Below are 15,638 nucleotides of genomic sequence, written 5' to 3' on the forward strand. Positions count from 1 at the left end.
GATTATCAATAAAGCTCTCAAACTATGGGGTTCGGAAAATGGGCTATTAGCTCAGGTGGTTAGAGCGCACCCCTGATAAGGGTGAGGTCCCTGGTTCAAGTCCAGGATGGCCCACATTTAACCGAGTCAGAACCAGAAAGACAGTAGCACCTATGAGGTAACAGCAAACTAGTGTCAAGACATAAGTTTTCACTGTGAAGCTGCATGATATCTCTAAGAGTGAATCAGAACGCTATCGAAGAAAAAAGTAAGGATAAGATTCAGCACTGCTCGAAAGAAGAGTAAATGCTGGATTTCAAGTCCAGCCCAGAACCTTGAAAACTGCATAGTCAAGAATCAAAAAGTGTAGAGAGTCCTGTTTAGCAGGAATCTTAAAACAAGTTAGGTCAAGTTACAAAGAGCTAACGGTGGATCCCTTGGCACACAGAGGCGAAGAAGGACGTAGCGACCGACGAAACGCTCCGGGGAGCTGGAAGCAAGCATTGATCCGGAGGTGTCCGAATGGGGCAACCCTGCATACTGCCCGCTGAATATATAGGCGGGAAAGAGCGAACGCAGCGAACTGAAACATCTTAGTAGCTGTAGGAAGAGAAAGCAAAAGCGATTCCCTAAGTAGCGGCGAGCGAAATGGGAACAGCCTAAACCTATCTCTAAGGAGATAGGGGTCGTGGGACAGTCACCAGAGACTAGAAAGGTTAAACGAAATAGTTGAAAGCTATACCAGAGAAGGTAAAAGTCCTGTAGTTGAAAACTAGACTAGCTCGACTGAATCCCGAGTAGCACGGAGCACGTGAAATTCCGTGTGAATCAGCGAGGACCACCTCGTAAGGCTAAATACTCCTGTGTGACCGATAGCGAACCAGTACCGCGAGGGAAAAGTGAAAAGAACCCCAGTGAGGGGAGTGAAATAGAACGTGAAACCGTTAGCTTACAAGCAGTGGGAGGACGATTTAACGTCTGACCGCGTGCCTGTTGAAGAATGAGCCGGCGACTTACAGGTTCTGGCAGGTTAAGACGGAAATGTCGAAGCCAAAGCGAAAGCGAGTCTGAATAGGGCGTTAGTCAGAATTTGTAGACCCGAACCCGGGTGATCTAACCATGTCCAGGATGAAGCTTGGGTAAAACCAAGTGGAGGTCCGAACCGACTAATGTTGAAAAATTAGCGGATGAGGTGTGGTTAGGGGTGAAATGCCAATCGAACCCGGAGCTAGCTGGTTCTCCCCGAAATGTGTTTAGGCGCAGCGGTTAAGAGATTGCATGGGGGGTAAAGCACTGTTTCGCTGCGGGCTGCGAGAGCGGTACCAAAGTGAGGCAAACTCAGAATACCCATGTAAAACTTAACCAGTAAGACGGTGGGGGATAAGCTTCATCGTCAAGAGGGAAACAGCCCAGACCACCAGCTAAGGTCCCCAAATGGACACTAAGTGAGTAAGGAGGTGGGAGTGCATAGACAACCAGGAGGTTTGCCTAGAAGTAGCCATCCTTGAAAGAGTGTGTAATAACTCACTGGTCAAGCGCTCCTGCGCCGAAAATGAACGGGGCTAAGTGTCCTACCGAAGCTGTGGACTTACTACGTAAGTGGTAGGGGAGCGTTCTGTATGGTGAGAAGCATTAGCGGCAAGCAGATGTGGACTGTACAGAAGTGAGAATGTCGGCTTGAGTAGCGAAAATATGTGTGAGAATCACATACCCCGAAACCCTAAGGGTTTCTCCGGAAGGCTCGTCCGCGGAGAGTTAGTCGGGACCTAAGGCGAGGCCGAAAGGCGTAGTCGATGGATACAGGGTACAAAATTCCCTGACTTCTAAGTGGGAGCTGCATAAGGGACGCATGAAAACTAGCCTTACCCTGATTGGATTGGGAGGAGTCTACGGACTCTGCAAGGTGAACGATAGTGCCAAGAAAAGCTTATGTAGTGATGAAAGCTTAGAACCCGTACCCGAAACCGACACAGGTAGGGTGGTAGAGAATACCGAGGGGCGCGAGGTAACTCTCTCTAAGGAACTCGGCAAAATTACCCCGTAACTTCGGGAGAAGGGGTGCCACCGAGAGGTGGTCGCAGTGAAGAGTCCCAGGCGACTGTTTACCAAAAACATAGGTCTCTGCCAACTCGCAAGAGGAAGTATAGGGGCTGACGCCTGCCCAGTGCCGGAAGGTTAAGGAAGTTGGTCAGTCTTCGGATGAAGCTAGCGACTGAAGCCCCGGTGAACGGCGGCCGTAACTATAACGGTCCTAAGGTAGCGAAATTCCTTGTCGGGTAAGTTCCGACCCGCACGAAAGGCGTAACGATCTGGGAGCTGTCTCGGAGAGAGGCTCGGCGAAATAGGATTGTCTGTGAAGATACGGACTCCCTGCACCTGGACAGAAAGACCCTATGAAGCTTTACTGTAGCCTGGCATTGTGTTCGGGCCTCAATTGCGCAGGATAGGTGGGAGGCGTTGAAGTAGCTCTTGTGGGAGTTATGGAGCCACTGGTGAGATACCACTCTATTGAGGCTAGAATTCTAACCCTAACCCGTTAGCCGGGAAGGGGACAGTTTCAGGTGGGCAGTTTGACTGGGGCGGTCGCCTCCAAAAAGGTAACGGAGGCGCGCAAAGGTTCCCTCAGGCTGGTTGGAAATCAGCCGCAGAGTGCAAAGGCAGAAGGGAGCTTGACTGCGAGACTGACAAGTCGAGCAGGGACGAAAGTCGGCCTTAGTGATCCGACGGCACTGCGTGGAAGGGCCGTCGCTCAACGGATAAAAGTTACTCTAGGGATAACAGGCTGATCTCCCCCAAGAGTCCACATCGACGGGGAGGTTTGGCACCTCGATGTCGGCTCATCGCAACCTGGGGCGGAAGTACGTCCCAAGGGTTGGGCTGTTCGCCCATTAAAGCGGTACGTGAGCTGGGTTCAGAACGTCGTGAGACAGTTCGGTCCATATCCGGTGCAGGCGCAAGAGCATTGAGAGGATTCTTCCTTAGTACGAGAGGACCGGGAAGAACGCACCTCTGGTGTACCTGTTATCGTGCCAACGGTAAACGCAGGGTAGCCAAGTGCGGAGCGGATAACCGCTGAAAGCATCTAAGTGGGAAGCCCACCTCAAGATGAGTGCTCTCATGGCATAAGCCAGTAAGGTCACGGGCAGACTACCCGTTAATAGGTGCTAGGTGGAAGTGCAGTAATGTATGCAGCCGAGGCATCCTAACAGACCGAGGGCTTGACCTCTATTTTTGATTCTTCTATGCAGTCTTGAAGGGATTGCTGGTGTCTAAGGCGTAGTGGTCCCACTCCGATTCCATCCCGAACTCGGTTGTGAAACGCTACAGCGGCGACGATACTTGGAGGGTTGCTTCCTGGTAAAATAGCTCGATGCCAGCTTCTATTTTTTGAAAGAGAACCACTAAGCTTTTAGTTTAGTGGTTCTCTTTGTGCTTTGATTCTGATGTTCTTCAAGTTTGTCCTTGTTGTTCTGGTTGCGTCAAGAGGTGGACTGCTTGTCACTTTCACGATGTTCGGCGGTGGATCTGAGTGTAGGGGGAAGGGATTGATCTTATAGATCTTTCATGATGTCTTAATGGGATGGTGTTAGGTGCTTGGTCTAACGATCGCACTCCATTAACTTTAGTAAAAGCCGTGAACGAGTTACTATGACGGCTTGAAAGTTCCTTTAAAATGAAGCGTGTGACCCATTGTAGAGAGTTAAGGCGTGATGTCTCGGCGAAACGATGTAATTCGATTTTTCCAACAGGTTTGTGATGATCCTGCTTTGCAAGATCAGCTAAAGCCTCCCTGTGAAGCAACGCGTCATGGTTTTGCCAGAATCGCGCAAGCATCGGGGTATAGCATTGACGGTGCCGACATTGATAACTATGTTCGCTTTGTCCAGTTTTACGGTGAATGCCAACAGGCGATCGCTCGTCATCAGGATGGACAGGAACCCCTAGCCCGTTGGCTCAATGATTGGCAAAAACACCTCAAGCGTTTTGAAGAAAACCCCCTTGACGATCGGCATGATACGATCAAGCGTTTTTTATAGTTTGTTTGCACTTCATGACCCCATATTATGATTGGGCGGCATTGAATCCGCCTGATCGCAGCTTTCTAATCGTTTCAATTTATTCAAGGAGAATCTTTTGCGTAATCAACCCACACCGAGCCTCCAGCCTATTATCGGCGGGATTATTGCTGCACTAATTGTCCTGATTGGGTTTAATGCCTTTGTCATTATCAATCCCGGCCAAGCTGGTGTGTTAAGCATTCTCGGTAAAGCCCAAGATGGCCCTTTGCTCGAAGGGATTCACTTCAAGCCTCCCCTCGTTTCTCAGGTGGATGTGTATGATGTTACGGTTCAGAAATTTGAAGTACCCGCCCAAAGTTCTACTAAAGATCTGCAAGAACTCACTGCGAGCTTTGCAATTAACTTTCGCCTTGACCCGCTGAATGTGGTGAATATTCGGCGTGAACAGGGCACGTTAGAAAATGTGGTGTCCAAGATTATTGCGCCGCAAACTCAAGAGTCCTTTAAGATTGCAGCGGCAATTCGGACGGTCGAAGAGTCGATTACCAAACGGGCTGAGTTGAAGGAGGATTTTGATGCGGCTCTAACGGAGCGTTTGGATAAGTATGGCATCGTTGTCTTGGATACCAGTGTTGTGGATTTGAATTTCTCGCCGGAATTTGCCCGTGCGGTGGAAGAGAAACAGATTGCAGAACAGCGATCGCAACGAGCGATCTACGTTGCCCGTGAAGCGGAACAACAAGCCCAGGCCGATATTAACCGGGCTACGGGTCGCGCTGAAGCACAACGGCTCCTTGCGGAGACCCTGAAAGCTCAGGGGGGTAGCTTGGTGCTCCAGAAAGAAGCGATCGAAGCGTGGCGCGAGGGTGGTGCTCAGATGCCGAAAGTGCTGGTGATGGGCAGTGATCAAAAGAATGGTGCGCCCTTTATCTTTAACCTCGGTGGTCTTCAAGAGTAACATCGCCGCTTGACCGGATCACGCTCAACTCAATACAGAATCCTTCTTCGTTTGAAGAGGGATTTTTTGGGTTTATGATGACGGGATGGTATGGGGAGGATCTGAGGTGGTGAGGTTGAATCGACGGGCATTGGTGGGGTTTTTAATTGTATTGGTGCTTGAGGTCTTGATCGCGGTGTTTGTGGATGATGGGATTATTCGGCCCTTGGGGGGGGATGTGTTGGTGGTGATTTTGCTATTTTTTGGGGTGCGATCGCTCTCCACCGCTCCGACGATCTGGATTGCGGTGAGCGTGCTGGTTTTTGCTTGGGGCGTGGAATTTGCCCAATATTTCCAGATCATCTATCGGTTGGGGTGGGAGGACAATGCGATCGCGCGTACCGTGATCGGCACGCGCTTTGATCCACGGGATCTCGTGGCCTATACCTTGGGGGCAGTGATCATTGCGATCGCCGAATATCGATGGGGAGACCGTTATTGGCGTTGATGCCCGGCCTCAGCATGGGCTATCGAGGATCGTTTTGATCTGACGCTGCATAAAGGTGGGCAAGGCAAAAGCCGCCCGGTGAATCGCCGAATTGTAATAGCGAAACTCCAGCCCCGATGCCGCCACCCGCGCTGGGTCAAAATCCGCGATCGGATCGAGGCCTTGAGACGCAAAGGTAAACGACCACAGCCCGCCCGGATAGCTCATGTTGGAATAGTTGTAGAGGCTCACGGTGGGGAAACAACGGTGCAAAATATCGAGTAGCTTATGTTGCATCGCAGCAAAGTAAAACGGCGATTCTCCCTGGGAGACCACCAGGCCACCAGGGTTAAGAATGCGAGCCAGATCGCAGTAAAACGTTTCGCCAAACAGAGGCGTTGCCGGGCCAATGGGGTCGGTGGAGTCCACCAGCACCACATCGAAGGTTTCGGCGGTTTCGGCCACGTACTTTACTCCATCTTCAATGCGGAGGGTGAGCTTAGGGTGATCCAAGGCTTGGGCCGTTTGGGGGATATGGTGGCGGCAGGCATTGACAACCACTTCATCAATTTCCACCATGACGCACTGCTCTACCGACGGATGGCGCAGCACTTCCCGCGCTGTACCGCCATCACCGCCGCCAATGATCAAAACCCGCTGGGGATGGGGATGGGTGAACAGGGGCACATGGACGAGCATATCGTGGTAGATAAACTCATCGGCTTCGGTGATCATGACGTAGCCGTCATTGAGGAGAATTTTGCCGTATTTTTCGGTATTGACGATCTCGACGTGCTGAAAGGGACTTTGCTCGGAAAAGAGAACTTCGGTAGCTCGGTAGCGAAGTTCGAGAAAGTCGTGTTTTTCCGTGGCCCAGAGTTCAGAATGGGGCGCAGTTGACATGGCAGTTATCGGGTTCAAAAATAGGCAACGATCGCACCCTGTAATTAGGCGTAATTAGGCGATCGTTGCGAGGTGAATTCCATTATTACTGAGTTTGGTAATCCAACACCCTAAATCAGGATCATTCACGGTCGCCAGGGTGGTCGCCTTCACCTGTTCTGCATGTTCTATGGAGTCACAAAGGGCAAACACACTAGGCCCTGACCCCGACATGATCGCCCCGATCGCGCCGGCATCGAGGAAGGTTTGGCGCAGTTGCGCAACTTGGGGATGGGCAGGCAGGACGATGGCTTCGAGGTCGTTGTGGAGATGGGCGGCGAGGGTGGCGGTGTTGCTCTGGGCGATCGCTTCAACCAGAGGGCCAGAGTGAATATGGCGGGCGCGATCGGCTTGGTCAGCGAGATCTTGAACGTAGGTATGGCCAAACTTTTGGCGATAGGTTTGGTAAGCCCAGGGGGTGGAAACGCTGAGGGATTTATGTTTGGCAAGGACAATCCACAAAGGTTGATGGGGACTGGGGAGCGCGTCGAGTTGTTCGCCGCGTCCAGTGGCGATCGCGGTTCCCCCCGATACACAGAAGGGAATATCAGACCCCAACTGCGCCGCCACGGTTTGTAATTCCCCTTGGGTTAACCCCAAATTCCACAGTAAATTAATCCCCACCAACACCGCCGCCGCATCTGCTGATCCCCCGGCTAAGCCAGCGGCCACGGGAATCCGTTTATCCAAGCGCATCGCCACACCGCCATGGGTGGCGAACGCATCGGGAAACTGCTGACTCATCAAGACAGCGGCTTTGTAGGCGAGGTTGTCTTCCTTGGCCCCAAGTTGAGCATCGGTACAGGTGAGACGGTGATAGGTGGAGTTGCTGGGCTGAATTTCGAGGCGATCGCCGAGATCAATACTCTGCATGATCATCACTAATTCATGGAATCCATCGGGGCGATCGCCAATAATTTCTAGGTACAGATTAATTTTGGCGGGGGCAATCAGCGTATACATGGGGGGCTTTAGGAATGAGAATTAGGGGGGCGATCGCCGAGGGCATCACTCAACGCCACCCATTGTGCCACGCTGAGGGTTTCGGGACGGGCTTCGGGGTTAATCCCCAGTTGAGTTAACAACGGGAGCAATTGTTCCGGTTCAATCAGACCCTTAATATTATTGCGCAACATTTTGCGCTTGCTGCTGAAGGCTTGCTTAATCAAAATTTCGAGGTGTTTCGGGTCGCGGGCGGGCTGAATCGGGGGACGGGGACGAAGCCGAATCACGGCCGATTCCACCTTGGGCGCAGGTTTAAAGGCCGTGCGCGGCACGGCGCAGATGATTTCCGCATCGGCTAGGTATTGCACCCGCACGGATAACACCCCAAAGGCTTTCGAGCCGGGGGAAGCAGAAACGCGATCGGCAATTTCCTTTTGCACCAACAGGACGATCACATCGTAGGGCGGCGTGACGGGTTGAGAGATGCGACCGAGGAGATATTCCAAGAGGGGGCCGGTGATGTTGTAGGGAATGTTGGCCACGACTTTATTCGGGGCTTGGAAGCAGGGCTGTTCGGCCAGTTGGGCGGCGAGATCCAGTTGGAGAATGTCCCCTTCAATAACGAAGAGATTGTCCACGGGAAAGCGTTTGGGGAGTTGCCGACAGAGGCCTTCGTCAATTTCGACCCCTACCACGGCGGCGGCTTTAGGGAGGAGATGTTGTGTCAGGGAGCCAGTGCCGGGGCCGATTTCGAGAATGCGATCGCTTGCCGTCAATTCCGCCGCGTTGATAATCGCACGTAAGGCCGCATCAGAGCGGAGCCAATGTTGGGCAAAGCGTTTACGAGGTCGTGGCATTAGGACTGCACCACCGTGGCAAATTGACGCTGAAGCTCGGCCAGTTCGTCCCGATGGCCCCGAACTTTGACGCGGTTCTTGTCCCCGGCTTCCACTTTCAATAACACTTGTTCAACACGGGCGGCTCGTTTCCAATAGAACACTCCGGCCAAGGGACAAAGGAGGGCGATCGCCACCCCAAAATCCCCCACCGCCGGCAATAAATAGGACAACACAAACCCCAAACACACCAACCCAATCCCCGCCAAGCCCGACAACAACACCGCCAAAAACAGACTAGGACGCACAAACCCCTCAAAGGTGGCTTGCCCTGTTTCATCATCCACCGTGATCAGTTGATAGGCCCGCCCCTCAAAATAGGTTTGCATTGCTAAAAAGAGTTGCTCCGTGGATTGGCTGGCTTCGAGTTCGATCTGTTCAATGCGTTCCTTAATCGAGGCACGAATGAAGAAGAACAGCCCAATCATCATCAGGACGGTTAAAAAAAGCGTTGAGGTGGTAATGGATGAGGTCATCGCAGGGGGCAGATTTAGCAGCGTCAATAGTTCTCTATTGTGCCTCGTTTTGGGAATCGGTGGGATCATCGGGCATGACTCACTCCTGAAAAACAGCGGGGCTTCTGCTGCGGTTAAACCAGACAGAAGCCCCGCCGTTCATCAATGAGATGATTCGGAGGCGATCAATCGACCATGAATTTTAGATCCGCTTTTCGAGGTATTGACCGATCATGATTTCCTGGCCCGCACGAGAGATGATTGATTGGCGGGTGCGGTATTGCGTGCCGATCAGTTTCAGTTCTTCTTCAAAGCTAGAGCCGTTGTATTCAGTGCGCAGACAGAGGATCTGTTCATTCGGACAGGTGTATTGGGCGGTGATCGGTTTAGGGGTCGCAAAGCCGCGATCGCGCAGGAGTAAATCGCCACAGACCCCGAAAATGGTTGAACCGGTGGCGGGTTTGCGATTTTGATTGGTGTAGGTACTTTCCCAGGTGACTTGAGTGCCACAGGAAACCGACGCAGGATCATCAAGGTCATGTAAGCCGGCCAAATGGAGGAGTTCGGGCGCACCTTGCTCTAAGAATTGAACGGTGAGCAGGCTTTCCACTTCTTGGGTGTCTCCACTGCTGAGGGTGTAGTAGCGGCGTTGCGAATGCCAATCTCCGGCAGTTTCCCGGAAAAACTGCTCAATTTGCGCGGCTAGGGGGGTGAAAAGGGTATGATTCACGACTTGCATAAAGTAAACCTGCGTGAGTGGTTGACCCATATTGGGGAAATATAGTCAAGAAAAAAGCAGTCTTTGTTACACAACTTTAACATCTTAAGTAAAGATTCGGGATCATAGACTGATCCCGAATCTTTAATAAACAAGCCTAATGAAGAATCGCGGGGTTAGTCAGGGGCAGGGGCGACCACATCGGGGAGCGATCGCTTCAACCGATAAATCCACACTAACCCCCATGCCCCAAGCGCAATTTGCGCCAAGCTAATGATCTGGGCAATGCGCAGGGGGCCAAACATGAGGCTATCGGTGCGTAAGCCTTCAATCCAAAAGCGTCCCACACTGTAGAGAATGAGATAGGCAAAAATCAATGTCCCCACTTTCAACGCGCCGGGATGCCGCAGCCCCCAAAAAAAGAGACTCAACAGCACCACAAACACCCCCAAATTCCAGAGGGATTCATAGAGAAAGGTGGGATGAAAATAGTCAAAACTCGACCATTGGGGCGGACGGTTGCGGAGGGGGATGAAAAGTTTCCAGGGTAGATCCGTGGGACGGCCAAAGGCTTCGGAGTTAAAGAAATTGCCCCAACGGCCGATCCCTTGACCGAGGATTAAGGACGGGGCGATCACGTCAATGAGTTGCCAAAAGGAGACCTGTTGCGATCGCGCAAACAGGATCGCCGCCAGGGTTCCCCCGATAATTGCGCCGTGAATCGCAATTCCCCCCTGCCAAATGGCAAAAATATCCAGAGGACGCGAGGCGTAGTTTTGCCACTCAAAGGCCACGTAATAGAGACGTGCGCCGGGAATTGCGCCAATGACTAGCCAGATCACCATATCCCCGACGAGATCGGGGTCAAGATTGCGTCGTTGGGCCAGCCATTGCGCTAGCGTCACCCCGATCACCACAGCACAGGCAATTAAAAACCCATACCATCGAATTGTCAGCGGCCCCAGTTCAAGCATGATCGGGCCAGGAGATTGAAACGCTAAAAGCATAGAATGACCATAGACTTTACTTGCCATCAACAGCCTACAATGACACTGCCCCTCTCTGAAAAAATTCGCCGCTTCTACGACACCACAAGCGGGCTTTGGGAAAAAATCTGGGGTGAGCATATGCACCACGGCTATTACGGTCGGGCGGGGTTGTCGAAGTGCGATCGCCGCCAAGCCCAAGTTGATCTCATTGAAGAACTCCTCGCCTGGGGGAACATTCAAGCCCCCCGCACGATCCTTGATGTGGGCTGCGGCATTGGCGGCAGTACCCTGCATCTGGCCCGGAAATATCAGGCAAACGCAACAGGAGTCACCCTTAGCCCCATCCAAGCCGGACGCGCCAAAGAACGCGCCCTCGAAGCAGGACTCACGCCCCACGCCGATTTTCAAGTTGCCGACGCTCTGGCCTTACCCTTTGCCGATCAATCCTTTGACCTCGTGTGGTCGCTGGAAAGTGGCGAGCATATGCCGGATAAGCAGCAATTTTTAAGAGAATGCTATCGGGTGCTAAAACCGGGCGGGACGTTGCTCTTAGCGACCTGGTGCCATCGCCCAGCGGATCAGATTCCCCTCACCCCCTCCGAGCAACACCACCTCAGCGAAATTTACCGCGTCTATCATTTGCCCTATGTGATTGCATTGCCGGAATATCGGGACATCGCCACACAGTTAGGATTTCAAGGGATACGCTGTGAGGATTGGTCTACGGCGGTGGCTCCGTTTTGGGATGTGGTGATTGATTCGGCATTGGCGTGGGAGGCGGTGACGGGGTTGGTGCAGTTGGGCGGGGAAGCGATCGAGGCGGCGCTCTCGCTTCGGTTGATGTCGTCGGGCTATGAACGGGGTTTAGTCCGTTTTGGCTTGCTGTGTGGTCAACGCTGAACGCCTGATACGAAATCCGCATCCACACCATGATTAAACCCCTAGGGAGCGAGACGCTCCCACGCCTGATGGAGTGCGGGCATCTTGCCCGCTCGCGATTCGAGACCCTCAATCCTCTGGAACTTGGGGTTCACGTTCCGGATTTCGTATAGCAATCCTATTTGATTCATGAACAGGCAAGGGGCTTAAGCCCCTTGTTGATGAGGAGATAAGTAATTGTGTAGGGTGGGCAATGCCCACCACAAGCCAGTTTTGGAGATCGCGTCTTACCGGATTATTTGCTTAAGCTCCATAAGCACCTTGTTGATGAGGAGATAAGATCTCCGATTGATTTAGGATCGCTATATGACATGAACCCACAAAAAAAGCGGTAGAGTAATCTACCGCTTTTGCCATTAGTATCTCTCAAACACGAAGGTGTGAGGTCTAGAACGTGAAGGTGGTGCGAATCGTACCGATCAACGCGCCATCATCCACTTGGTTGGGGCTAGTCAACCAGATCACGCCAGGGGTGATCGAGATGTTGTCGTTGACTTGGTACTTGTAGAACGCTTCGACGTGGTAGGGAGTTCCATCTTTGCGAACGCTAGATCCCAGAGCGTCAAAGTTCCCTAAGTAGGGTTGAGCACCTGCGAACAAGCCGAGCAAGTTACCTTCTTTACCCAAGTCGGGGAAAGCCAAGCCTAAACCATAGGTCCAAACTTCACCGTTGCCAGTACCAATGCCGATCATATCGGTATAGGTGGCAAAGCCGCTGAGGGCAATGGAGTCATTCAAACGCCAAGCAAACTCACCACCGTAGGAGTTGGTGACTTTGGTGAGAGCCGCCGCATTGGCAAAACCACTGCCCACAACACCGCGTGTTCCCACACCACCAGCATCAAAGACAGCCGTGCCGCTGGGGTGATACCCGTTGACGTAGGTCACACCGAGGGCAATATCGTCGTTGAGGTTGAAGTTGACTTGACCCAAGATGGCGTAGTCGCCATTGAACAAGCCATCAGCCGCGTCGCTGGCTTGACCGGCCAAGTAACCGACGGTAATAGTCGAGGGGCCGAGGATGCTTTCGATGGGGCTGAAGCCGAAGCTAAAGCCAGCACCGGCACCGCCGCCAATGCGATAGATGGGGTTGGAGGAAGCAAAGGTGGACAGCGCACCATTACCGCCGTCGAAGTCTTCAAAGTAGGGGTTGACGGTGGGAACAAAGTCGCTCCAGACCCCGCCCCTGGCGGCAACGTAGGCTTGGGAGTCCCGGAAGGGGAAGTAGTAGGCTAACCAGTCAACAACGACACCGTTATCGTCACTATTGTTGAAGGTTTGGGTGGGTTCACCGCTGGTGATGGGGGTGGGGTCGGGGATGCCAGGGATGCTGTAAGCGTTGGAGTTGAAAGTGTTGAGATTCCCGGTGGCTAAACGAGTGACCAGTTGGTCTTGACCGGTGAAGCTGGTGTTAAAGGTGAGACGCGCACGATAGCCAAAGACGGTGTTGGTATCGTCGTTGTCGGTGCTTTGGACATTGGGTAGACCATTCAAGACACCGGCTGCAATGTTTTGGGGGCTGGAGTCTTGGAAGATATCGGTGAGACCGAAGATTACTTCCCCTTGCAGTTTGGTGGTGGTGGAGAATTGGTTGTCTTCGAGGAAGGCGACGCGGGATTCGAGGTTATCGACGCGGGTGCCGAGGGTGGCGAGTTCGGCCTCGAATTCTTGCATGAGACGGCGGAGCGTCTCTAGGTCTTCTTTGGTGGCGAAGTCGGCGGTGGTTTCCGCGATCAGGCGCTCGATTTGTTGGAGACAGGCGTTGAGACCAGCGGCGAATTCGTAGCGGGAGAGGGCGCGGTTGCCCCGGAAGGTGCCGTTGGGATAGCCTTTGAGGCAGTCGTAGCGACGAACGAGGTCGTCGAGGGCTTGGAAGGCCCAGTCGCCAGGGGACACATCGCTGAACTGCGATGCACCAACGCCTTGGCTCATGGTGCCTTCGGTGCTGTAGGCATCAATTTGATTCAGGAGGTCGTTGACGGATGTTTCTTGGGCGATCGCAGCTTGGGTAAAGACGGGAGCCGTTCCCATTCCCAAAGCGACGAATGCGATCGCTGCTTTTTGATGTAATTTAGTACGAGCCATTAGAGGTTAACTCCTCAACACAGATTTGAAGTCCCTGAATTCTAACGTGCTTCCTTGTTCTGATGGGAGAGGTTGTGCAGCTTTGTTGATAGAAACTTTTTATAACTGGCCGTAATGTTGAGTGTGCCTGACTTTCATTTACTCAGGAATTAACCCGGCCCGATCTCTCAACGTTCACGAGAGATTGGGGCATGGGATCACCGTAAATCCAGCTTTACCTGCTGAAAACAGGATAAGTGAAGTCGGAATTCTACTGCAATTAATGACCGGGAATCACGGAATACGAGAAGGCTTAATTTCGAGATCTGAACGCGGGGGACTCATGGCCTGACACCATCGTTTTAGGGTCAATCTCAGCGAATTTCCGCCGCAATCATTCTCGCAAGATTGCCAGTTTTCGCATCCGCTTAGTGGCGGATTGAAACCCGACAATTCTCTGGACTAGCATCCTCATCTGGATAGTTAATCCCCAAAAGGGCATAAAATCATAGGGTTTTGTCGTTGGCGCGGTAAGTGATGTTGTGGCTCAGCAATGGATCGCAAAATTGGCCAGGATACAGGCAGGATTGATAAGAAATGGCTATCAAATAACCAATGGTTATCTAAGGGGGGTGGCAAGCCGGGGATGGAATTCCCTGGTTTTGAGGTGAATGCTTAAATCTTAATAAATTTGTAAAAAAAGATACATTTTTTTCGTTTTCCTTCAAGGGGAGGCCTAGACTAGAAAGATAACCTCACATCTATAACTTCAGTATTTAGGAGGCGAGGCAATGGGCATTGCGACCACCAATCCGGCCACAGGCGAAACCCTCAAAACCTTTCCCGCGCTCCATGACTCCGAACTTGAACGCCGCCTTGCCCACGGACAAGCGGCATTTTTAGACTATCGCCGCACGTCCTTTGAGCAACGAGGTCAATGGTTGTACCAAGCGGCGGCGCAACTTGAGGCGCACTGTGATGACTATGCCCGCTTGATGACGTTGGAAATGGGTAAAACCCACCAAAGCGCGATCGCAGAGGTGAAAAAAAGTGCCCTCGTCTGTCGCTACTATGCCGATCATGGGGCTGAGTTTTTGCAGGATCAACCGGGGGAAAGTGATAGTAGCTCTGCGTTTATCCGTTATCAGCCCTTGGGGATTGTGTTGGCGGTGATGCCGTGGAATTTTCCGTTTTGGCAGGTGTTTCGGTTTGCGGCTCCGGCGTTGATGGCGGGGAATGTGGGCCTGTTAAAACATGCGTCCAATGTGCCGCAATGTGCGATCGCCATTGAAGAGGTGTTTCAAAAAGCCGGATTCCCCAGTGGGGTGTTTCAAAGTTTGTTAATCACCGCGAGCCAAACTGAACCGGTGATCGCCGACGATCGCATCCAAGCCGTCACCCTCACCGGCAGCGAACTGGCGGGCAGTCGCGTCGCCGCTCTGGCGGGGAAACACATAAAAAAAACGGTCTTGGAATTGGGCGGCAGTGATCCATTTATTGTCATGGACAGCGCCGATCTTGACCTCGCGGTGCGTACCGCAACCACGGCACGGCTGATGAATAATGGTCAGTCCTGTATTGCAGCGAAACGGTTCATTCTCCATGAAGCGATCGCCCCCCAATTCACGGCCCAACTGATTGACCGTTTCCAAGCCCAGGTCATCGGTGATCCCATGGCTGCCAACACCGACATCGGCCCCCTCGCCACCGCCAGCATCCGGGATGAACTCGATCAGCAAGTACAAAAAACCGTCGCCATGGGCGGGCGCATTTTGACCGGTGGGCAGCCCTTGGACGGCCCCGGCTACTTTTACCCCCCGACGATTCTGAGCGATATTCCACCCCACAGCCCAGGAGCCACCGAAGAATTTTTTGGCCCTGTAGCTCTGTTGTTTACCGTGCCGGATTTAGAGGCGGCGATCGCCCTCGCCAACGCCACCCCCCTCGGCCTCGGAGCCAGCGCCTGGACAACCAACCCCACGGAACAAGATCGTTTCATTAACGATCTAGAAGCAGGAGCCGTTTTTATCAATGGTCTCGTTAAATCAGACCCACGCTTGCCCTTTGGCGGCACTAAACGATCCGGTTACGGACGAGAATTAGGAATGCAAGGAATTCATGAATTTGTCAATCTTAAGACAGTTTGGATTCGTTGAATCCCATACCCTGATAAAAATCTTAACATTTCATTTTTGGAGCTTAATCAACACCGAGAAATTGTCTATATCGTCGTGAAAGCGATCGCGCAAACCTTATCACTCAAGGTTT

Annotated in this window: 12 protein-coding genes, 1 tRNA gene and 2 rRNA genes; 8 read left to right on the forward strand and 7 right to left on the reverse strand. The window is 52.5% G+C overall.

All coding sequences use genetic code 11. From position 1 onward, the window contains the following. Nucleotides 1–40: 40 nt before the first annotated feature. The 6 genes from SPI6313_RS05070 to SPI6313_RS05095 all read left to right on the forward strand — a co-directional run bounded on the left by SPI6313_RS05070 (nucleotide 41) and on the right by SPI6313_RS05095 (nucleotide 5,443). Nucleotides 41–114: transfer RNA gene (locus SPI6313_RS05070), tRNA-Ile, on the forward strand. Nucleotides 115–384: 270 nt separating this feature from the next. Continuing rightward, nucleotides 385–3,205, forward strand: a 23S ribosomal RNA gene (locus SPI6313_RS05075). A 35-nt stretch (nucleotides 3,206–3,240) separates the two neighbouring features. Further along, nucleotides 3,241–3,358: ribosomal RNA gene (rrf, locus tag SPI6313_RS05080) — 5S ribosomal RNA — on the forward strand. Between the two features lie 331 nt (nucleotides 3,359–3,689). Further along, nucleotides 3,690–4,016 carry a Nif11-like leader peptide family natural product precursor gene (locus SPI6313_RS05085; protein WP_072620023.1) on the forward strand — a complete coding sequence of 109 codons (327 nt, stop codon included), beginning with the start codon at nucleotides 3,690–3,692 and terminating at the stop codon, nucleotides 4,014–4,016. Nucleotides 4,017–4,113: 97 nt separating this feature from the next. Beyond that, a complete protein-coding gene (locus tag SPI6313_RS05090) occupies nucleotides 4,114–4,956 on the forward strand; it encodes a prohibitin family protein (protein ID WP_072620024.1) in 843 nt (280 codons plus the stop codon). A gap of 115 nt (nucleotides 4,957–5,071) precedes the next feature. After that, entirely contained in the window at nucleotides 5,072–5,443 is a 372-nt protein-coding gene (locus SPI6313_RS05095) for a ribosomal maturation YjgA family protein (protein WP_217650508.1), read from the forward strand. A 9-nt stretch (nucleotides 5,444–5,452) separates the two neighbouring features. On the opposite strand, the gene speE is transcribed toward SPI6313_RS05095, so the two are convergent. The 6 genes from speE to lgt all read right to left on the reverse strand — a co-directional run bounded on the left by speE (nucleotide 5,453) and on the right by lgt (nucleotide 10,385). Beyond that, nucleotides 5,453–6,325 carry a polyamine aminopropyltransferase gene (speE, locus tag SPI6313_RS05100; protein WP_072620026.1) on the reverse strand — a complete coding sequence of 291 codons (873 nt, stop codon included), beginning with the start codon at nucleotides 6,323–6,325 and terminating at the stop codon, nucleotides 5,453–5,455. A gap of 54 nt (nucleotides 6,326–6,379) precedes the next feature. After that, nucleotides 6,380–7,327, reverse strand: coding sequence for a 4-(cytidine 5'-diphospho)-2-C-methyl-D-erythritol kinase (ispE, locus tag SPI6313_RS05105; protein WP_072620027.1), 948 nt, complete (start codon nucleotides 7,325–7,327; stop codon nucleotides 6,380–6,382). A gap of 8 nt (nucleotides 7,328–7,335) precedes the next feature. Then, the gene (rsmA, locus tag SPI6313_RS05110) at nucleotides 7,336–8,166 is read right to left on the reverse strand and encodes a 16S rRNA (adenine(1518)-N(6)/adenine(1519)-N(6))-dimethyltransferase RsmA (protein ID WP_072620028.1); all 831 of its coding nucleotides are present in this window, start codon (nucleotides 8,164–8,166) and stop codon (nucleotides 7,336–7,338) included. Then, nucleotides 8,166–8,681 carry a cofactor assembly of complex C subunit B gene (locus SPI6313_RS05115; RefSeq protein ID WP_072620029.1) on the reverse strand — a complete coding sequence of 172 codons (516 nt, stop codon included), beginning with the start codon at nucleotides 8,679–8,681 and terminating at the stop codon, nucleotides 8,166–8,168. The genes rsmA and SPI6313_RS05115 overlap by 1 nt, the downstream gene beginning before the upstream one ends. A 181-nt stretch (nucleotides 8,682–8,862) precedes the next feature. Beyond that, nucleotides 8,863–9,399 carry a phycobiliprotein lyase gene (locus SPI6313_RS05120; RefSeq protein ID WP_072620030.1) on the reverse strand — a complete coding sequence of 179 codons (537 nt, stop codon included), beginning with the start codon at nucleotides 9,397–9,399 and terminating at the stop codon, nucleotides 8,863–8,865. A 155-nt stretch (nucleotides 9,400–9,554) separates the two neighbouring features. After that, on the reverse strand, nucleotides 9,555–10,385 hold the full coding sequence (gene lgt, locus SPI6313_RS05125) for a prolipoprotein diacylglyceryl transferase (RefSeq protein ID WP_072620031.1): 831 nt from the start codon (nucleotides 10,383–10,385) through the stop codon (nucleotides 9,555–9,557). A gap of 39 nt (nucleotides 10,386–10,424) precedes the next feature. Here lgt and SPI6313_RS05130 point away from each other — a divergent pair, with 39 nt between their 5' ends. Continuing rightward, nucleotides 10,425–11,267, forward strand: coding sequence for a methyltransferase domain-containing protein (locus SPI6313_RS05130; protein WP_072620032.1), 843 nt, complete (start codon nucleotides 10,425–10,427; stop codon nucleotides 11,265–11,267). Between the two features lie 426 nt (nucleotides 11,268–11,693). On the opposite strand, the gene SPI6313_RS05135 is transcribed toward SPI6313_RS05130, so the two are convergent. After that, entirely contained in the window at nucleotides 11,694–13,391 is a 1,698-nt protein-coding gene (locus SPI6313_RS05135; RefSeq protein WP_072620033.1) for an iron uptake porin, read from the reverse strand. Nucleotides 13,392–14,161: 770 nt separating this feature from the next. Here SPI6313_RS05135 and SPI6313_RS05140 point away from each other — a divergent pair. After that, nucleotides 14,162–15,526 carry an NAD-dependent succinate-semialdehyde dehydrogenase gene (locus SPI6313_RS05140; RefSeq protein ID WP_072620034.1) on the forward strand — a complete coding sequence of 455 codons (1,365 nt, stop codon included), beginning with the start codon at nucleotides 14,162–14,164 and terminating at the stop codon, nucleotides 15,524–15,526. The last annotated feature ends 112 nt before the right edge of the window (nucleotides 15,527–15,638 follow it).

It is taken from the genome of Spirulina major PCC 6313 (genome assembly GCF_001890765.1).
GTDB lineage: Bacteria > Cyanobacteriota > Cyanobacteriia > Cyanobacteriales > Spirulinaceae > Spirulina > Spirulina major.

Bases quoted from the DNA above. Each gene is read 5' to 3' on its own strand.
- SPI6313_RS05085 (WP_072620023.1), top strand. From the start codon at position 3,690: ATGTCTCGGCGAAACGATGTAATTCGATTTTTCCAACAGGTTTGTGAT.
- speE (WP_072620026.1), bottom strand. From the start codon at position 6,325: ATGTCAACTGCGCCCCATTCTGAACTCTGGGCCACGGAAAAACACGAC.
- ispE (WP_072620027.1), bottom strand. From the start codon at position 7,327: ATGTATACGCTGATTGCCCCCGCCAAAATTAATCTGTACCTAGAAATT.
- rsmA (WP_072620028.1), bottom strand. From the start codon at position 8,166: ATGCCACGACCTCGTAAACGCTTTGCCCAACATTGGCTCCGCTCTGAT.
- SPI6313_RS05115 (WP_072620029.1), bottom strand. From the start codon at position 8,681: ATGACCTCATCCATTACCACCTCAACGCTTTTTTTAACCGTCCTGATG.
- SPI6313_RS05120 (WP_072620030.1), bottom strand. From the start codon at position 9,399: ATGCAAGTCGTGAATCATACCCTTTTCACCCCCCTAGCCGCGCAAATT.
- lgt (WP_072620031.1), bottom strand. From the start codon at position 10,385: ATGCTTTTAGCGTTTCAATCTCCTGGCCCGATCATGCTTGAACTGGGG.
- SPI6313_RS05130 (WP_072620032.1), top strand. From the start codon at position 10,425: ATGACACTGCCCCTCTCTGAAAAAATTCGCCGCTTCTACGACACCACA.
- SPI6313_RS05135 (WP_072620033.1), bottom strand. From the start codon at position 13,391: ATGGCTCGTACTAAATTACATCAAAAAGCAGCGATCGCATTCGTCGCT.
- SPI6313_RS05140 (WP_072620034.1), top strand. From the start codon at position 14,162: ATGGGCATTGCGACCACCAATCCGGCCACAGGCGAAACCCTCAAAACC.